The sequence below is a fragment of the Burkholderia sp. RF4-BP95 genome (assembly GCF_001521985.1).
GTDB classification, from domain to species: domain Bacteria; phylum Pseudomonadota; class Gammaproteobacteria; order Burkholderiales; family Burkholderiaceae; genus Burkholderia; species Burkholderia diffusa.
Window position 1 is genome coordinate 77485 of sequence record NZ_LOSX01000047.1, and the last position, 19662, is coordinate 97146.

Here is a 19662-nt window from a genome sequence, read left to right on the forward strand (position 1 = left end):
GCAGGGGAACCCCATGGAAACGTCCGCCCTTCCGTTCGCCGGCTCGCCGGCCGATGCCCGCGCCGCCGCGAAGAAACGCCGCCTGATCGCGGCCGCCGCGGTCGGCAACGCGCTCGAGTTCTACGACTTCACGGTCTACAGTTTCTTCGCAATCCTCATCGGCAAGCTGTTCTTTCCGGTCCACTCGTCGTTCGGGCAGCTGATGCTCGCGGTCGCGAGCTTCGGCGTCGGCTTCGTCACGCGTCCGCTCGGCGGGCTCGTGATCGGCATGTACGCCGACCGCGCCGGCCGCAAGAAGGCGATGATCCTGACGCTCTTGCTGATGGCGCTCGGCACCGCGACGATCGCGGTCGCGCCCACCTTCGCGCAGGCCGGCATCGCCGCGCCGCTGCTGCTCGTGCTCGCACGCCTGCTGCAAGGGTTCGCATCGGGCGGCGAAGTCGGCGCGTCGACGACGCTGCTGCTCGAACAGGCACCGCAGCACCGCCGTGGCTTCTACGCGTCGTTCCAGTTCTCGAGCCAGGGGCTCGCCGCGCTCGCCGGGGCGCTCACCGGCGTCGCGCTCACGTCGACGCTCAATGCCGCGCAGCTCGAAAGCTGGGGCTGGCGCGTGCCGTTCATCATCGGCACGCTGTTCGTGCCGCTCGGTTACTGGCTGCGCCGCACCGTCGAGGAAGTGCCGGCCGCCGCCGCGCATGACGAGCCGGTCGCGTCGCTGCCGCTCGCCGACGTGCTGCGCCACCACGGCAAGGCCGTGTTCGCGGGCCTCGGCGTGACGATCGGCGGCACGTCGATCCACTACATCATCGTGTTCTACATGGCGATCTACGGCGTGCAGGTGCTGCATCTGCCGACCTGGCTGTCCATGACGGCCGGCTGCGTCGCGGGCGCGATCCTGATGCTCGTGACGCCGATCGGCGGGCACCTGTCCGATGTCTACGGGCGCAACCGGATCGTCTGGTGGACGCGCATCGTGCTGATGGCCGCGATCTATCCCGCGTTCATCGCGCTGAACCGATGGCCGGGCGCCGCGTCGCTGCTGTCGATCATCGCCGTGCTGTCGGTCGTGCACGCGATCAACATCGGCGCGACCGGTGCGATGCTCGGCGAGCTGTTTCCGCGCGCGGTCCGGGCGACCGGCGGTGCGCTCGTGTACAGCGTGGGCGTCGCGATCTTCGGCGGCTTCGCGCAGTTCTTCGTCACGTGGCTGATCGCGGCGACCGGCAATCCGAATGCGCCCGCGTGGTATGCGATCGGCTGCGGTGTGCTCACGCTGCTCGCGATTCGCTGCATGGACGAGAAGGCCGGGAAGGCGCTCGATTGACTGACGGGCGATACGCGGCACGCGCGCGGCCGCGACGTCGTCGATCCCCTGACCTCACCGGTTTCGGCGGGGTCTTTCCTTTTGCGCGATCGACACCGCTCACATGAACCGGCAGTGCCGACGATACGTCCGTCGCCGCCAACGCAACAAGGCACGGGCCACCGTCACCCGTGCCTTGCGCGCGCTACGCCCCGCTCAGAACGTATGCATCATCCCCACATACGCGCCCGTCTGCGACTCGCCCGTCATCGGGCTCGTGCCCGACGTCGCGTCGCGCGGCGATGCGAGCAGCGAGAAGTTCGAGTTGCCGCCGTTGCGCACATACGCGACCGTTCCGTACAGGAACGTGCGCTTCGACAGGTTGTACGTCGTACCGAGCACGTACATGATCGCGTGCCCCGACGGATCGTGCGACGCATCGCCGCCGCCATCACCGACCTTCACGTAGTACCCGCCGCCCGTCACGGCCCACTGCGGCGTTGCCGTGTAGGTCGCGCCGAGCCAGTAGTGATCGGCGCGATCGGCGACGCCCGCCGGGCTGTCCGGCGCCTGGTAGTGCGTATAGGCGCCCTGGATCTTGAACTTCGACACCTTCACGTTCGCGCCGACGAAATACTCGCGCGACGCGGTGAAGATGTTGCTGAACTTGCCGTTGTTGTCGCGCAGCTCGTCGTAGATGCCGCGCACGTCGAGCACCGGAGAGTGATACGAGATCATGATCCCGTCCGAGCGGCCGAAGTCGTCGGCCGCGCCGTAGTTGAAGCCGCGCGACTGGTCGCCGAACGCATATTGCGCCTGCACGTCGAAGCCGCCGATCACCGGGCTGTGATATTCGATGTTGTTGCTGCTCTGCTGCCAGTTGCGGCCGCGCACGAGCGATGCGGACGAAAACGCCTGCTGCACGAACGGATCGAATTCCCACACGCCGTCGCTGTCGATGAACAGGTTGCGGCCGGCCTGCAATTGGCCCCACGTGTCGCTCTTCAACCCGACATACGCGCGGCGCGACCACATGCGTCCGCCGCCCGTCGTGCCATTCATCACCTGGAACGCGGTTTCCAGGTTGAAGACCGTCGACATCCCGCCGCCGAGATCCTCGACGCCCTTCAGGCCGAACATGCTGGTGCCCCAGTCGCCGCCTTCCGCGCTCCAGCGCGTCGAGCTGCCGTTGGGCGTCGCGATGTGGTTCAGGTATTCGACGCCGCCGTCGATACGGCCGTACAGCGTCACGCTGGTCTGTGCGAATGCGGCCGCCGGCGTGGCGGCCACGATCAGCCATGCGAAATGTTTGAGTCGCAAAATGATGCCCCCTCGGAGTCTCGACCGTCCGGCACGCGCCCCATGCACGCGCCGGCGGTCCGTTCACCCGCGATCGATCGAAAAACGCCCGGGGCCCGCCGCGCAAAGCGCGAGCAGGCCGCCCGAGATCGCGATGTTCTTGTAGAAATGAATCATGTTGTCGATCTGCTCGCCGCCCGACATCGTCCAGTAGTGGTGGCCGATGAAGCCGGTGCCGATCGTATACAGCGCAAGCAGCAGCGCGAGCGGCCGCGTCTGGAAACCGACGAGAATCGCAATGCCGGCGAACAGCTCCATCACGACGGAGATGGCCGCCGAAACGATCGGTGCGGGCGCACCCTCGCTTCCCATGAACGCGATCGTACCGGAGAAGTCGACGATCTTCTTCCAGCCGAACATCACGAACAGGATCACGAGCAGGATTCGGGACAGCAGCAGCAGCACATCGCGCTGGGACGCGAGAAACGGTTGATTCGGTGTCATGGTGTGATCAACGAAAGCGGTGCGCGAAACGCGCGCACCGGATTGCCTGTGAACCGGGACGGACGACCGCCGGCCGCCCGCCCCGCTCTGCAACAACCGGCATCGGGGCCCGCCCGATGTGCTGTGCTCCTCCTCTCGTCAGTGTTGCCTGCTTCGTGCCGCGTCGCGCCCGGCGTCAACGCGCCTTCGCGACGTCCTGCTCAGTCACCTTCGCGGCCGGATTGCCGAACTGGCCGGTCAGGTAGTTCGTCAGCGCGGCGATCTGCGCATCCGACAGCTCGTTGCGGAACGCGGGCATCCCGACGTCCTCGCTGCCAGCCTTGCGCTGCACGCCGTTCAGGATCACCTGCACCAGGTTTGCCGGATTCGGCGCACCGACCGTCGAGTTGTGGAACAGCGACGGGTAATAGCCATCCGGCGTGCCCTTGCCCTGCATCTGGTGGCACGTCGCGCAGTTGCCGAGATACAGCCGCGCCGGATCGATGCCCGACGCCGCGAGCGCCACGCCGCGCAGCTTCAGGCCGTCTTCCGCCGGCTTGCCCCACGACGAGCGCGACTGCTTCGCGTCGCCGCTGGCGACGGCCGGCACCGTGCGGATATACGTCGCGATCGCGCCGATGTCGGCGTCGGTCATCTTCGAGAAGCTGTGCTCGACCGCCTCGGCCATCGGACCGGCCGCCTGCGCGACACCCGGCACGCTGCCGGTGCGCAGGTACTGGACGAGCTGCTGCTGCGTCCAGCCGCCGATCCCCGCATTCGGGTCGGACGTGATGTTGTAGCCGTCCCAGCCCGCCAGCACCGAACCCGACAGGAAGCTGCCGCCCGTCTCGTCGAGCGACTTCTCCTGCATCGCAATGCCGCGCGGCGTGTGACACGTGCTGCAGTGCGCGAGGCCCTGCACCAGATACGCGCCGCGGTTCCACTCGGCGCTCTGCGCCGGCTTCGGCTGGTACGCGCCGTCCTTCAGGAACAGCCAGTTCCAGATCTTCAGCGGCCAGCGCATGCTCAGCAATGCGGGGATCTCGTTCTTCGGCGGCGTCTGCTTGACCGGTTCGACACCGTGCATGAAGTACGCGTACAGCGCCTGCACGTCGTCGTCGTTGACCTTCGCGTACGACACGTACGGCATCGCCGGATACAGGTTGCTGCCGTTCTTCGAGACACCGTGACGCACCGCGCGTTCGAAGTCGTCGAACGTCCAGTTGCCGATGCCGGTGTCCGGGTCGGGCGTGATGTTGCTCGTGTAGATCTTGCCGAGCATCGGCACCGGCATCCCGAGGCCGCCGGCGAACGGCTTGCCGCCCTTCGCGGTGTGGCAGGCCATGCAGTCGCCCGCGACCGCCAGATATTCGCCGCGCTTGATCTGCGCGGGATCGGCCGAGTCGGCCGCGCGCACGAGGCCCGGCAGCGCGAGGCAGCCGGCGAGGAGGAAGGTGAGAGTAGATTTCCGCACGGTCAGACTTCCTTCTTCAGCGTGTCCGACATCCGCAGCGCCAGCGCCGCGATCGTCAGCGTCACGTTCACCGTACCGACGGTCGGCATCGTCGAGCTGCTCGAGATGAACAGGTTCGGATGGTCGAACGTGCGGCAGTCCTTGTCGACGACCGAGTCGCGCGCATCCGCGCCCATGATCGTCGAGCCCGTGATGTGGTTGTTCGGCGCGAATTCGTCGTTGAACACGACGTCCGTGCCGCCCAGCACCTGCGCCGCGGTCGCATAGACTTCGCGCGTGTGCACGGCGCCGCGCTTCACGTAGTCGTCGATCGCATAGGTGATTTCCGGGCGCGGAATGCCGATCGCGTCGGTGGCCGTCTTGCTCGGCACGATGCGGTTCTCGGGCTGCGGCAGGATTTCGTGGAAGCAGTCGAACTGCACGTAGCGGGCCGAACGATCGCGGATCTGCGCGTCGAGCTCGTCGGACTTCATCAGCTTGCCGGCCTTGAAGATCTTCTGCGTTTCCTGGTTGATGCGCGACATGTTCGACAGGTGGATCTTCTTCGCGGCTTCGGTCGCGCGGAACGGACCGTCGCGGAAACCGATCAGCGACGTCATTTCCTGCGGGCCGCGGCCCGGCCACAGCTTCTCGCTCGCGTAGAACGACACGCCCGTGCCCGGGTGATCCATCAGGTTGCGCCCGACCATGTCGGAACTGTTCGCGACGCCGTTCGGGAAGTCGCGGTTCGCCGACATCAGCAGGATCTTCGGCGTCTCGATACCGTTCGCGGCGACCACGAAGTACTTGCCCTCGACGCGATGGTCGGCGCCCGTCTTGTCCTTGTAGATCGCGGCGACGATGCGCTTGTCCGGCCCCGTCTCGAGCTTGTAGACCACGGCGCTGTCGATCAGCTTCGCGCCGGCCTGCTCGGCCTTCTCGACGTGCACGATGCCGTTGTACATCGCGCCGATCGGGCAGATCGGCATGCAGTTGTTGTTTCCGCAACAGGTTGGCCGGCCGTCGTACGGACGGCTGTTGCGCGCGACCGGCTCGGTCACCACGTGGAACTTCGGGTCATGGCCGTTGAGCGCGCTCTTGATCGTCTGCTCGTTGAACGACAACGGCAGCGGCGGCATCGGATACGGCTGCTTGCGCGGCGAGTACAGGTCTTCCTCGGGGCCGGGGCCCCACACGCCGAGCTCTTCCTCCGCGCGCTGGTAGTAATGCTCGAGGTCGTCGTACTGAATCGGCCAGTCGCGGCCGACGCCGTACACGGTCTTCATCTTGAAGTCGTTCGGGATGAAGCGCCATGCCGACGCGGCCCAGTGCCACGTCGTGCCGCCCACCGCGCGAATGTACTGCGAGTTGAACTTGTGCTCGCCCTTCAGGACCAGGTAGTCGTTCGGCGGGCCGTATTCCGGATGCGGCGCCCACGGGCTCGACGGGTACGGCGCCATGAAGTCCGTCTTGTCGGGCTGGTTGCGGAAGCGTTCGACGATTTCCCAGCGCGGCATGCGCGGGCCTGCCTCGAGCAGGATCACCGACTTGCCGGCCATCGCGAGCTGATGCGCGACGATCGCGCCTGCGACACCGGATCCGACGACCACGACGTCGGCTTTTTGCGTATCGGTATCGGCCATCAGGCTTGCCTCTCGATCGGTTTTTCGGCCCAGAAGCCGGGTTTGTTGGGGCAATACGAAGGAATCACGAGCGTATCGGACACGACGCTGAACATTAACGCTTCTTCGTAAGTAATCACGACGTTGTCGACGATGCCGAGATACCACGCTTCGAGAATCGACAGCGCGGAGGCTTGCTGATCGGGATTCAATGAACCGGACGCGAGCGCGCCCGCGAGTTGCGACAGACCGTCGGCGGTCTTGAACGAGCCCTTCTGCAAGGCCTGCAGGAAGCGGTCGCCGAGCACGCGGCTCAGCCCTTTCTTGCCTGTCAGTGCCTCGGAGAGCGTCATGAATGTATCGAGCGGCGCGGAGCCGGGATTATCGGCCAGGGCCCGCAACGCCAGCGAGCCGGTGAGGCCTGCCGCCGTCAGCGCCAGTGCGCCCTGCAGCCATTGACGCCGCGTGATGCCGGATGCGGCTGCGTCGCGATCGCGACGCGAGTGGGGGGTGTTGTCGTTGTGCATGTTTCCTTCTCTCGAACACCGGATTCGGGAAAACCACGCTTGATATTTCTCAAACTTTCGCGCGGCCCTGAAATGTACGCGCACAATTCGAATTGAACAATGCTTTTATAGTCCAATAAATGTTCCGCAATCCGAGACAATCGACATTTCGCTGCATTTTTGTGTCGTCGACGCGACAATTCTGCTTCCGGATGCCGGCGTGTCGCAAGCCGGCGACACGCCGCCTCCCCCTCCCTTCATCCGCTCACATGCGCGTCGGTTAGAATCGCGTGCAATCAAACAGAAAGCTTCCCTCCGAGGGCATCGAGCGATGAAGCAGCACAACAAACACAACAACACGAATTCAACCCGTCACACCACACGGCTGCTCTGGCGCATCGGCGCGGTCACGGCGCTCGGCGCTGCCGCGGCGCTGTCGCTGCATGCGGGCGCCGCCCGCACGGTGAGCGTGTCGCCGCAAGGCACCGTCACCGAAGTCCGGCAAAGCGTCGTCAAGTTCGACGAACCGATGGTCGCGTTCGGTTCGGCGTCCGCGCCGAGTCCCGCGCGCATGACCTGCAACGACTCCACCGCCGCGCGCGGCCAGGGGCACTGGCTCGACGACAAAACCTGGGTCTACGATTTCGAGAACGACCTGCCGCCCGGCGTGCGCTGCTCCGTCGCGCTCAACGATACGCTGCGCTCGGTCGCCGGCAACGCGGTCAGCGGCCCGCGCCGTTTCACGTTTCAAACCGGCGGCCCGTTCCCGGTGACGGTGCGCCCCGGCACGCGCGAGATCGAGGAACGCCAGGTGTTCGTGCTGAAGCTGAACGGCCCGGCCGAGCCGCGCTCCGCGCTCGCGAACATCTGGTGCGAAGCGGTCGGCATCGGCAACCGCATCCCCGTCACGGCCGCCGACGACGATACCCGCAACGCACTGCTCGACCACTTCGGGCTGAAGAAGGACGCCGCGCGCGTGCTGACGCTGTCGTGCGCGCAGGCGCTGCCCGCGAGCGCGAAGATGCAGCTCGTCTACGGCAAGGGCGTCGCGAGCCCGAGCGGCATCGCGAACGACACCGAGCGCCGCTTCGACTTCACCGTGCGCGCACCGTTCGCCGCGAGCTTCTCGTGCGAGCGCGAAAACGCGAAGGCGCCCTGCACGCCGCTGCGTCCGCTGACGTTGTCGTTCAATGCGCCGATCTCGCGCAAGAACGCCGAGGCGATCAAGCTGCGCGGCCCTGACGGCTCGCTTTCGCCGACCTTCGCGGCCGACGATCACAGCGACGAAGTGACCACCGTCACGTTCAACCCGCCGCTGCCCGCGCAGGCGAACCTGACGATCGAGCTGCCGTCCGGCCTGCGCGACGTGACGGACCGCCCGCTCGCGAACGCCGACCTGTTCCCGCTCGCGACGCGCACCGCGCCGATGCCGCCGCTCGCGAAATTCTCGTCGGGCACCTTCGGGATCGTCGAGCGATTCGCCGAACCGGATACGCCCGCGCTCGTGCCGGTCACGCTGCGCAACGTCGAGGCCGACCTGCATATCGCGGGCCTCAACACGAGCGGCGCGCAATTCTCGAACCTGAAGGTCGACGACGACACCGCGATCCGTCAATGGATGCGCACCGTCGAGCGCTTCGACAACTGGTCGATGACGGCCGGCACGATCGACGAGCGCATTCCGGGCCTGCTCCGGCGCAAGGGCCAGCACCCCGTCTACGTGCCGCTCCAGGCCGGCGAGAAGATGCCCGCGCCGCAGAACCGCCGCATCGACGTGCGTTCGCTGTCGCTGCTCGCCGGCGAACCGGGCGCGCAGGCACTGACGCTGCCGAAGGCCGATCCGAAGGCGCTGCGTCCGTTCGAGGTCGTCGGCGTGCCGATCGAAAAACCCGGCTTCTACGTGCTCGAACTCGCGTCGCCCGCGCTCGGCCGCTCGCTGCTCGCGAAGCCGTCGAGCATGTACGTGCGTACCACCGTGCTCGTCACGAACCTCGGCGTGCATCTGAAACAGGGCCGCGAGAACAACCTCGTATGGGTCACGACGCTCGACAAGGGCAAGCCCGTGCCGAACGCGCGAATCCGCGTGTCGGATTGCAACGGCGACGAAATCGCGTCCGGCAAGACCGATGCGCAAGGCCTGCTGAAGATCGACGGGGCATTCGAGCCGAAGCATGAATGCAGCCAGTCGGAACGCTTCGACGACTACTTCGTGTCGGCGCGCGTCGACGATCCCAAGACGGGCCCGGACATGGCGTTCGTCAGCTCGAACTGGAACCGCGGGATCGAATCGTGGCGCTTCAACGTGCCGACCGACACCGGCAGCGCGCCGACCGTGCGCGCGCATACGGTATTCGACCGCACGCTGCTGCGTGCCGGCGAAACCGTGTCGATGAAGCACTTCCTGCGCACCGAGACGCTGCAGAGCCTCGCGTTCCCGGCGCAATACCCGACGCGCGTGACGATCCGCCATCTCGGCTCCGACCAGACCTACAAGCTGCCGCTCACGTGGTCGGCCGACCACAGCGCCGACACGCAGTTCACGCTGCCGCCCGCGGCGAAGCTCGGCGAGTACAGCGTGTCGCTCGAAGGCGGCCCGGACGATGCGCCGACCGCCAGCTACTACAGCGGCAGCTTCCGTGTCGAGGCGTTCCGCCTGCCGGTGCTCAAGGGGACGATCGGCGCGCGCGACGCGCAGAAGAGCCCGCTCGTCGCGGCCAAGGAAGCGCCGCTCGCGGTGCAGATCGACTATGTGTCGGGCGGCGGCGCATCGAACCTGCCCGTGCAGGTGTCGGCGCTGATGAAATGGGCGTCGCCGCCGTTCGCGGATCGCTTCGAGGACTTCAGCTTCACGCCGTATCGTCCCGAGCGCAGCGACGGCAACGCCGACGACGATGCGCAGGACGGCGACAGCGCATCGGCCGCGAACAACGATCCCGACTCGACCCGGCTGATCGCGGACAAGCTGCCGCTGACGCTCGACCGCAACGGCGCGGGCACCGTCACGCTCAAGGGCCTGCCCGACGTCGACGCGCCGAAGCGTATCGCGCTCGAGGCGACGTTCGCGGACCCGAACGGCGAAGTGCAGACGATCCGCGGCGACACGATCCTGTGGCCGGCCGCGGTAGTGGCCGGCATCAAGGCCGGCCGCTGGGTGTCGGTCGGTCAGCGCGTGCCTGTGCAGGCGCTCGCGGTCGACCTGCAGGGCAAGCCGCGCGCATCGGTGCCGGTCGAGATCAAGGGCGTCGCGCACATCACGACGTCGTCGCGCAAGCGGATGGTCGGCGGCTTTTACGCATACGACAACAAGAGCGACACGCGCGACCTCGGCGTGCTGTGCTCGGGCAAGACCGACGACAAGGGCCGCATGGCCTGCGACGCGACGCTCGAACAGGCCGGCAACATCCAGTTGATCGCGGTCGCGAAGGACGGCGACGGCCGCACGTCGAACGCGTCGACGTCCGTCTGGGTCACGCGCGAGGACGAACTCTGGTTCGGCGGCGACAACACCGACCGGATCGACGTGATCCCGGAGAAGACGTCCTACGAGGCGGGCGAAACCGCCCGCTTCCAGGTTCGCATGCCGTTCCGCTACGCAACCGCGCTCGTCGCGGTCGAACGCGGCGGTGTGATGGAAACGCACGTCGTCGAACTCAACGGCAAGAACCCGACCGTCGACCTGAAGGTCGGCGAGTCGTGGGGGCCGAACGTGTACGTGTCGGTGCTCGCGTTGCGCGGCCGGATTCGCGAAGTGCCGTGGTACTCGTTCTTCACCTGGGGCTGGAAGGCGCCGGTCGAATGGGCCCGCGCGTTCTGGCGCGAAGGCCGTCACTATGAAGCGCCGACCGCGTTCGTCGATCTGTCGAAGCCCGCGTTCCGCTATGGCCTCGGCGAGATCAAGGTCGGCACGGGCGTGCATCGTCTCGGCGTGTCCGTGACGACCGACGCGACGCGTTACACGGTGCGCGGCAAGGCGCAGGCGCACGTGAAGGTCACGCTGCCGAACGGCCAGCCGGCGCCCGCCGGCACGCAGATCGCGGTCGCGGCCGTCGACGAGGCGCTGCTCGAGCTGATGCCGAACGACAGCTGGAACCTGCTCGACGCGATGCTGCAGCGACGCGCGTACGGCGTCGAGACGGCCACCGCGCAGATGGAAATCGTCGGTCGCCGCCACTTCGGCCGCAAGGCCGTGCCGGCCGGCGGCGGCGGCGGCGGCGCGCCGACACGTGAGCTGTTCGACACGCTGCTGCTGTGGAATCCTCGCGTGACGCTCGACGCGAACGGCAGCGCGACCGTCGAAGTGCCGCTGAACGACGCGCTCACGCGCTTCCGGATCGTCGCGATCGCGGCGGTCGGTCCCGACCGCTTCGGCACCGGCAGCACGTCGATTCGCAGCACGCAGGATCTGCAGCTGATCTCCGGGCTGCCGCCGCTCGTGCGCGAAGGCGATGCGTTCCGCGCGCAGGTCACGCTGCGCAACACGACCGACCGCGCGATGCAGGTCGTCGTGACGCCGCGCGTGACGGGCCTCGACGTCGCGCCGCAAACCGTGTCGCTCGCGGCCAATGCGGCGACGGAGGTGGCATGGACGATCACGGTGCCCGAGCAGGCGCTCGACGCGGCCGGCGCGCTGAACTGGCGCATCGAGGCGGCCGAGCAAGGCGGCAAGCGCGCGGCCGATGCGCTGGCCGTCGCGCAGAAGGTCGTGCCCGCGCTGCCGGTGACCGTGCAGCAAGCCACGCTCACGCAGGTCGACGGCACGCTGACGGTGCCCGTATCGGCCCCGGCCGGCGCCGTCAACAACGCACAGGGCGCGCCGCGCGGCGGCATCGCCGTGTCGCTGCAGTCGAAGCTCGCCGACGGCCTGCCCGGCGTGCGGCGCTGGTTCGAGCGCTATCCGTACCGCTGCCTCGAACAGCAGACGTCGCGTGCGATCGGCCTGCACGACGCCGCGCAATGGCAGGCGCTGGTGGCGCGCATGCCCGTGTACCTCGACAGCGATGGCCTCGCGAGCTACTTCCCGCCGTCGTCCGACGATGCGCACTACGGCAGCCCGACGCTGTCGTCGTACCTGCTCGTGGTCGCCGACGAGGCCGGCCGCCTCGACCCGCGCTTCGCGCTGCCGGAAGACCTGCGCACGCAGCTCGAGGCCGGGCTCGCGCGCTTCGTCGACGGCCGCATCGAGCGCAACGCGTGGGCGCCGCGCCAGGATCGCGATCTGCGCAAGCTCGCCGCGATCGAAGCGCTGTCGCGTTACGGTGCCGCGCAGGGCCGCATGCTCGGTTCGATCGAGATCGCGCCGAACCAGTGGCCGACGTCGGCGGTGATCGACTATCACGCGATCCTCACGCGCGTGAAGGACATCCCGCAGCGTGACGAGAAACGCGCGCAGGTCGAGCAGATCCTGCGTGCGCGCCTCACGTATCAGGGCACGCAGCTCGTGTTCTCGACCGCGCGCGACGACGATCTGTGGTGGCTGATGACGAGCACCGAGACCAACGCCGCGCGTCTCGCGCTGGAATTCGCGGGTGACCCCGCGTGGAAGGACGAAATGCCGCGCATCGCGACCGGCCTGCTCGCGCTGCAACGCCAGGGCGCATGGCAGACGACGACGTCGAACGCGCTCGGCCAGCTCGCGATCGAGCGCTTCTCGCGCACCTACGAGAGCACGCCCGTGGCGGGCACGACGAAGGTCGCGCTCGGCGGCAACGAGCGCGCGATCTCGTGGTCGCAGGCGCCGGCACCCGCCGACGCCCCCGCATCGGCCACCGCCGCGACCCGCGCCGCCGCCGCGCGCAGCGTGCTGATGCCGTGGCCACGTGCGGCGCAGGCACCGGCCACGCTGTCCGTCACCCAGGACGGCACGGGCCGCCCGTGGGCGACCGTCGAAAGCCTCGCGGCCGTGCCGCTGCGCGCGCCGTTCGCGGCCGGTTACCGGATCACGAAGACCGTCACGCCCGTGTCGCCCGCCGTCAAGGGCGTGCTGACGCGCGGCGACGTCGTGCGCGTGCATCTCGACATCGATGCGCAGAGCGACATGACGTGGGTCGTCGTCAACGATCCGATCCCGTCCGGCGCGACGATCCTCGGCTCCGGCCTCGGTCGCGACTCCGAAGCCGCGACGCAGGGCGAGAAATCGCCGGACGGCGCATGGCCCGCGTTCATCGAACGCGACTTCGACGGCTACCGCGCGTATTACGACTATCTGCCGAAGGGCAAACTCTCGGTCGAATACACGGTGCGGCTGAACAACGTCGGCACCTTCGGGCTGCCGCCGACGCGCGTCGAGGCGCTGTACGCGCCGTCCGTGTATGGCCTGTGGCCGAACCCGCCGATGACCGTGAAGCCGGCCGACGCGGGCAAGTAACGAGTACGTGATGATCGATCGTGTATCGCCGCGGCCGGTGCGTTTCGCCGGCCGCGTATTCGTCGCCGTCGCGCTGGCCGCGCCGCTGGTCGCGCACGCGCTGCCCGGCTACGACGACGTGCGCCGCAACTGGCGCAGTTCCGACTGGGTGCTGCTCGCGCGCGACGGCACGCCGCTGCAACGCACCCGCGTCGACCTCACCGAACGGCGCGGCGACTGGGTCTCGCTCGCCGACGTGTCGCCCGCGTTCCGCGAGGCGATCGTCGTGTCCGAGGACAAGCGCTTCTACGCGCACAGCGGCGTCGACTGGCGCGGGATCGCCGGCGCGGCGTGGGGCAATCTGTGGAACGAGCGCACACGCGGCGCGTCGACCGTGACGATGCAGCTCGCCGGCTTGCTTAGCGATTCGCCGCGCCGCTCGGGCCAGCGCTCGCTGCCGCAGAAGGCCACGCAGGCGATGAACGCGCTGCTGCTCGAGCGCGGCTGGCGCAAGGACCAGATCCTCGAGGCCTACCTGAATCTCGTGCCGTTCCGCGGCGAGACGGTCGGGCTCGCCGCGCTGTCGCAGGTGCTGTTCGGCAAGGCGCCGTCCGGTCTCGACGCGCGTGAAGCCGCGATCGCGGCCGCGCTGGTGCGCGCGCCCAACGCGGCCAGCGCGAAGGTCGCCGAGCGTGCGTGCCGGATCCTGCGCGACATGCATGCGGAACAGGCGTGCGCGTCGCTCGACGGCTACGTGCAGCTCGTGATCGCCCGCCCGGCCAACGCCGTGCGAGACGACGGCGCCGCCCTCGCCCCGCACTTCGCGCGCCGCATCGCGGCCGAAGTCAGACCGGCGGCCGGCGCGCAGGTGCGCACGACGCTCGATGCGCCGCTGCAGCGCTTCGCGCGCGACACGCTGACGCGCGCGCTGACCGAGCTCAACGCGCCCGCGCATCGGCGCAACGTGCAGGACGGCGCGGTCGTCGTGATCGACAACGCGACCGGCGAGATTCGCGCGTGGGTCGGTTCGTCGGGGGCGTTGTCGGGCGCGCGCGACGTCGACGCCGTGCTCGCGCCGCGCCAGGCCGGCTCGACGCTCAAGCCGTTCCTCTATGCGCAGGCGATCGACGAGAAACGGCTGACCGCCGCATCACTGCTCGACGACGCACCGATCAACCTCGCGGCCGGTGGCGGACTCTACATTCCGCAGAACTACGACAAGGATTTCAAGGGCTGGGTGAGCGTGCGCAGCGCGCTCGGCGGCTCGCTGAACGTGCCGGCCGTGCGCACGCTCGTGCTCGTCACGCCGCACCGCTTCGCACGCACGCTGACCGCGCTCGGCCTGCCGCTCGCGCAGGAAGGCGACTACTACGGCTTCAGCCTCGCGCTCGGCAGCGCGGACGTCACGCTGCTGTCGCTGACCAACGCGTATCGCGCGCTCGCGAACGGCGGCGTCGCACGCCAGATCGTCGACCTGCCCGCGCCGTCGCCCGCTTCCGGCGCATCGGCATCGGGGCGCGCGGACAACGGCACGCGCGTATTCAGCGAAGCGGCCAGCTTCGTCGTCGCCGACATCCTCTCCGACAACAACGCGCGCGTGCGCACGTTCGGCTTCGACAACCCGCTCGCCACGCGCTTCTTCTCGGCGGTGAAGACCGGCACGAGCAAGGACATGCGCGACAACTGGACGGTCGGCTTCACGTCGCGCTATACGGTCGGCGTGTGGGTCGGCAATGCGGACGGCTCGCCGATGTGGGACGTGTCGGGGGTGACGGGCGCGTCGCCGGTGTGGTCGGCCGTCGTCGGCTACCTGCACCGCGACCTGCCGAGCCGGGCGCCACGTCCGCCGGCCGGCGTCGAAACGCGTCGCATTACGTTCGAGCGCGACGTCGAGCCGTCGCGCGACGAGTGGTTCGTCGCGGGCACGGCGCTCGACACGATCCGGCTCGCGGCGCCCGTCACGCCGGGCAAGGACGGCGCGCGCGCACCGCTGACGATCGGCGCGCCGACCGACGGCACGATCTTCGCGATCGATCCGGACATTCCGCCGAAGAACCAGCGGATTTGGTTCGAGCGGTCGTCCGGGCATGCCGCGCGGTTCGCGTGGCGGCTCGACGACAAGGTGATCGGGCACGCCGACCGCGTCGCGTGGATGCCGTGGCCGGGAAGGCACCGGCTGGAACTCGTCGACGCGCGCGGCAACGTGGCGGATGCGATCGGCTTCGAGGTGCGCGGCGCGTTTGCGAAGCCGGCTGGGCGCAAGCCCTGAGCGCCCGCGCCGGCCGCTTACTGGCCTGCTGCGTTCGCCTTCGGCGGCTGATTGGAGAAGTCGATGACGGGCGCGGTCGAGATCGCGGCTTCGTTCGCGACGCTGAAGTTCGGACGCGGCTGGTAGCCGAAGATCCGCGCGATCACGACGCCCGGGAACTGGCGGATCTGCACGTTGTACTGCTGCACCGTCTTGATGTAGCGGCCGCGCGCGACCGCGATGCGGTTTTCGGTGCCTTCGAGCTGCGTCTGCAGATCGCGAAACGCCTCGTTCGCCTTCAGTTCCGGATAACGCTCCGACACCACCATCAGCCGGCTCAGCGCGCCCGACAGTTCGCCCTGCCGCTGATCGAACGCCGCCAATGCGGCGGGATCCTTTGCCATCTCCGGCGTCATCTGCACGCTGCCCACGCGCGCGCGCGCCGACGCGACCTCGGTCAGCACGCGTTCCTCGTGCGACGCGTAGCCCTTCACCGACGCGGCAAGGTTCGGCACGAGGTCCGCACGACGCTGATACTGGTTCAGCACCTCCGACCACGCCGCGTTGACGTCTTCATCCGACGACTGGATCGCGTTGTAGCCGCAACCGGCGAGCGGCGCGAGCACGCAGCATACGAGCAGGATTCGAAACCATTTCATTGTTTGTGACTTCCGGTTGAACGCTCCGGCTGGAGCGGTAAGTTGAAAAGAAACGTTCGCCCTCGCACCGCGCACGGCGGCTACCAGCGGCCCGATGCCCCGCCGCCGCCGCTCGAGCCGCCACCGCCGGTGAATGAATCGGACGAACTGGAGCTGGACGAATCCGAGCCGGACGATGGCCAATTGAACGACGAAGACGAGGACGTGGAGCGGGATGACGACCAATCGCTGCCCGTCAGTTTTTCGACGATCAACAGGATCCCCATCACCACGCAGAAGACCGTCAGCAGAACCTCACCGGGCGAATATCCCATCAGATGCCCGATCCAGATCAACGCCAGCAACGTCACGCCGATGATCGCCGTATTCTTCCGGACGCGTGCGGATCGAACGAGAGCGATGCCGAGGAGCCACGCACAGTAACCCATGCTCGTCGCGACGATCCCCAGCCCACCCAGCATCGCGACCAGATCGCCTTCGAAAATCGCGCCGACCGGCAACATCGCAACCGGCACGATTGTCGCGACGAGAAAGCTGGCCGGCAACATCACCTGCCAACGCAGCTTGCGCCATTCGGTGACGACACCCAGCGCGACACCGGTCAGCCCGAGCAGTAACCAGAAAAGGAAGCTCCCGACGTCGGCTGAGGGTTTCTCCCGCAAGCCGTTCGACAACCGCTTCGCATCGCCGGACGTCGCACGCTGCGCGTCCTCGTCGGGCAGTGCGCTATCCGACGCCGCCATTTCAGGCGGCGTCATCTCGCGCACCAGCGCATCGACCGCATCGCTCACGCCGGCTTCGATACGCTTCTCGCGAAACGCCGGCACGATGCGTTCACGGATGATTCGCCCCGCGACGATGTCCGGAATCGCGTCTTCCAGGCCGTATCCAACCTCGATCCGCACGGTGCGATCGTTCAGTGCGGCGACCAGCAGCAGACCGTTGTCGATCTTGCTCGCGCCGAGACGCCATTTCTCGAATACCGTGGTCGCGAACTGCTCGATGGTCGCGTGGCCGGTCGAGCCCACCAGCAGGATCGCCATCTGCACGCCGAGCCGGCGCTCGAGATCGGCCAGACGGTCGGTCAGCTCGGACGCACATGCGACACTCAGTACGCCCGTCATGTCGGTCACGCGGCCTGTCAGCGGCGGCGCTGCTTCGGGGTCGTTGGCGACGGGATAGGCGGCTGCGGTAGCCACGTTCGTGCAGGCCGACGGCGCACCGGCCGCCAACGGAATCGCGCTGGCGTCAGCGGCCGGCGCGGCGAAGGCCGTGCTGCACAGAACCATCGCCCCGGCCAGTAGCGCGGCCGCCACCGCCTTGCCGCGGATGCGGGCGGGCCGCGTCGCGTTGCGGGTCGTGCATGCCATCGATGCCGGATCGCCCTCGCAATCCGGGAGGCGTGACCGCCGCGTCAGTCGTTTCAGGTTCATGTCGGAAACGGCGCGCCGGTTCCGTCGGGAATGGCGCGTTCTCTCGTCGTTTTTTGATCGTCCCGCAGCATAACCAATTGCGAAGGGAATCGAAAGGCTCCGGACCCGGGCGGTTGCCGATCGCGCCGGTGCAACGTGCTGCTCGCGCGAGCAGGTTTGACAAGACTCACCTGCCGGCACGCGCTCCCCGCGCTCTGTCGAGAAAGCGAGCATGCACCGCCGGAATCCGAGACCTAGAATATGAGCGACACCGCCTATCCGGCGTCCACCGGTTGCCACACTTGCCCATATGCCCGCGACCATGAACCCTCGCCATCCGCGCTTTCTCCGCCCCTCGCGGTGCACCGCCTGCGTCGCCGCCCTCGCGGCACTGGCCGGTTGCAACGGCGACGCCTGCTTCGGCGTCGATGTCTGCTTCAACGGCAACAACACGCAGACCGTCGCGCTGTCCGGCACGGCCGCCACGGGCTCCGCGCTCGCGAGCGCGTCGGTCACGGTCAGTTGCGCGCAAGGCTCGGCGACGACGCTGACCGACGGTGGCGGCAACTACCGCGTGACGGTGAACGCCGTGCTGCCGTGCGTGATCACCGTCGCATCGAGCGGCACGAGCCTGCATTCGCTCGCCTACGCGGGCGGCACCTTCAACACGACGCCCGAGACCGAGCTGATGCTCGTCTATCTCGCCGCGCAACTCGGTACGAACACGGCCGGGCTGATCGGCAATTTTCAGGGGAATGCGCACTTCCAGCAGGCGATGGGCAGCCCGAACACGGTGCAGGCCGCGCAATCGGCGGTCGTGACGAATCTGCAGCAGCGCTATTCGGTCACGCTGTCGACGCCGGCCTTCCTGACGACGCCGTTCGTGGTCGGTCAACCGGGCGTCGACAGCGATCTCGACGCGCTGGCCAAGGCCGGCGCGATCGATTCGAACGGAATGCCGGATCCGGCCGCGGTTTCGCTGCTGGCGCAGGCGGGCGCGGGGCACCCGCTGTGAGCGGCCGGCGTGCCATTGCGGCACGCGCTTGCGCAGCCTCTAAGGCTTACGCGGCTTCCCCGCTCCCGCAAGCAACCCGCGCCGCCTGCTGCTGCGTGAGGTAGCGCAGCAGCTTCGTCACCATCCACACGACGATGAACGACAGCGCGACGAAGAACACCGCGAGCGGCGTCAGCACGTGAATCGACACGAAACCGGCCAGCCCCATCATCGCGGACGACACGAGCAGCAGCGCGCACCCGAGGATCGCGCTCGTCAGCCCCGCGATATGCGGAAACAGCGAATTGCCCTTCGCCATCAGCGTCGGATACATCGCGCCCGCGCAGAAACCCATCACGAGCACCGGCGTCGCGAGCGTCCACACGCGCAGGCCGACGGTCAGCGCCAGCACCAGCATCGCGACCGCCGCGCCCGCCATCACGCGTGCGCCGATGCGCAGCCGCTGCTCGGCACTCGGCAGCCCGCGCCCGTGAATCCGGTTCGACAGCCCGCCGAGGAAATACATCAGCCCGATTCCGAGCGCGAGATAGCCGAAGTAGGTCGGCGGCTTGTGCAGCGTGGTCTGCACCATGAACGGCCCGACGATGTTGAACACCAGCAGGATGCTGTAGCACAGCCCCTGCGCGAGGAAGCAGCTCTGGAACACCGGGCTCGCGAGCACCTTGCCCGCGTTCGCCATCAGCGTGCGCGGCTCGAGATGGACCGGTTTCGGCAAGGTTTCGCGATAGCGCCAGAGCAGCGCCCACATCACCAGCGAGTACACCAGCAGGAACACGAGGCACGCGCGCCAGCCGAACCACTCCTGCAGGTGCGCGCCGATCACCGGCGCGATGATCGGTGCGAGCCCCCACGCGATCGACATGTACGTAAACGCGTGCATCAGCGCCTGGCCCGAGAACGAATCGGTAATGATCGCCTTCGCGAGCAGGTTCGTGGTCGCGATCCCGAAGCCCTGCAGGCAACGCGCGAGCACGAACGTCTCCAGGTTCGGCGCGCCGAGCGACAGCAGGCAGCCGATCGTGTAGATGACGAGCCCGAACGCGAGCACGCGCTTGCGCCCGTACGCATCGGCGACGGGGCCGAAGATCAGCTGGCCGAGCGCATAGGCAGCCATGTAGCCGGATACGCTCGACTGGATCGCCTGCGGCGTGGTCGCGAACGAGCGCGCCATGTCGGGCAGCGCGGGCACGTAGATGTCGATCGCGAGTTGGCCGGCGGAGGCAAACAGGCAGATCAGGAACAACAGGAAGCGCGGCGAGTTCGATTCGCGCGCGGGGGTGAGCGAGGCGTTCATGACAACCGGGAAAGATTCGGACGGC

12 protein-coding genes are annotated in these 19662 nt (G+C 68.0%); 4 read left to right on the plus strand and 8 right to left on the minus strand.

Going from position 1 to position 19662, the window contains the following annotated elements; genetic code table 11:
- Positions 1-13: 13 nt before the first annotated feature.
- Positions 14-1324 carry an MFS transporter gene (locus WS46_RS17675; protein WP_059691286.1) on the plus strand — a complete coding sequence of 437 codons (1311 nt, stop codon included), beginning with the start codon at positions 14-16 and terminating at the stop codon, positions 1322-1324.
- Between the two features lie 195 nt (positions 1325-1519).
- Here the strand turns inward: WS46_RS17675 and WS46_RS17680 are convergent, their stop codons facing one another.
- From WS46_RS17680 to WS46_RS17700, 5 genes are all read right to left on the minus strand, one after another.
- Positions 1520-2623, minus strand: a complete 1104-nt coding sequence (locus WS46_RS17680) for a porin (protein ID WP_059691287.1) — start codon at positions 2621-2623, stop codon at positions 1520-1522.
- Between the two features lie 63 nt (positions 2624-2686).
- Complete coding sequence (locus WS46_RS17685; protein WP_059533874.1) at positions 2687-3106, minus strand: DoxX family protein; 420 nt, start codon at positions 3104-3106, stop codon at positions 2687-2689.
- Positions 3107-3281: 175 nt separating this feature from the next.
- Entirely contained in the window at positions 3282-4559 is a 1278-nt protein-coding gene (locus WS46_RS17690; RefSeq protein WP_059691288.1) for a cytochrome c, read from the minus strand.
- Positions 4560-4561: 2 nt separating this feature from the next.
- Entirely contained in the window at positions 4562-6181 is a 1620-nt protein-coding gene (locus tag WS46_RS17695) for a GMC family oxidoreductase (protein ID WP_059533877.1), read from the minus strand.
- Positions 6181-6687, minus strand: coding sequence for a sugar dehydrogenase complex small subunit (locus tag WS46_RS17700; protein WP_059691289.1), 507 nt, complete (start codon positions 6685-6687; stop codon positions 6181-6183). Before WS46_RS17700 ends, WS46_RS17695 begins: the two co-directional genes overlap by 1 nt.
- A gap of 310 nt (positions 6688-6997) precedes the next feature.
- On the opposite strand from WS46_RS17700, the gene WS46_RS17705 reads away from it, so the two are divergent.
- Together WS46_RS17705 and pbpC are read left to right on the plus strand one after the other, a co-directional pair.
- Positions 6998-13030 carry an alpha-2-macroglobulin gene (locus WS46_RS17705; RefSeq protein WP_059691290.1) on the plus strand — a complete coding sequence of 2011 codons (6033 nt, stop codon included), beginning with the start codon at positions 6998-7000 and terminating at the stop codon, positions 13028-13030.
- A 10-nt stretch (positions 13031-13040) separates the two neighbouring features.
- A complete protein-coding gene (gene pbpC, locus WS46_RS17710) occupies positions 13041-15278 on the plus strand; it encodes a penicillin-binding protein 1C (protein WP_059691291.1) in 2238 nt (745 codons plus the stop codon).
- Positions 15279-15295: 17 nt separating this feature from the next.
- On the opposite strand, the gene WS46_RS17715 is transcribed toward pbpC, so the two are convergent.
- Both WS46_RS17715 and WS46_RS17720 read right to left on the minus strand, forming a co-directional pair.
- Positions 15296-15916 (minus strand): LemA family protein, encoded by a 621-nt coding sequence (locus WS46_RS17715; protein WP_059691292.1) that lies wholly within the window; start codon positions 15914-15916, stop codon positions 15296-15298.
- An 80-nt stretch (positions 15917-15996) separates the two neighbouring features.
- Positions 15997-17562 (minus strand): YgcG family protein, encoded by a 1566-nt coding sequence (locus WS46_RS17720; RefSeq protein ID WP_179949167.1) that lies wholly within the window; start codon positions 17560-17562, stop codon positions 15997-15999.
- Positions 17563-17650: 88 nt separating this feature from the next.
- On the opposite strand from WS46_RS17720, the gene WS46_RS17725 reads away from it, so the two are divergent.
- On the plus strand, positions 17651-18343 hold the full coding sequence (locus tag WS46_RS17725) for a hypothetical protein (protein WP_059691324.1): 693 nt from the start codon (positions 17651-17653) through the stop codon (positions 18341-18343).
- A 46-nt stretch (positions 18344-18389) separates the two neighbouring features.
- Here WS46_RS17725 and WS46_RS17730 read toward each other — a convergent pair whose 3' ends face one another.
- The gene (locus WS46_RS17730) at positions 18390-19637 is read right to left on the minus strand and encodes a multidrug effflux MFS transporter (protein ID WP_059691294.1); all 1248 of its coding nucleotides are present in this window, start codon (positions 19635-19637) and stop codon (positions 18390-18392) included.
- Positions 19638-19662 lie beyond the last annotated feature (25 nt).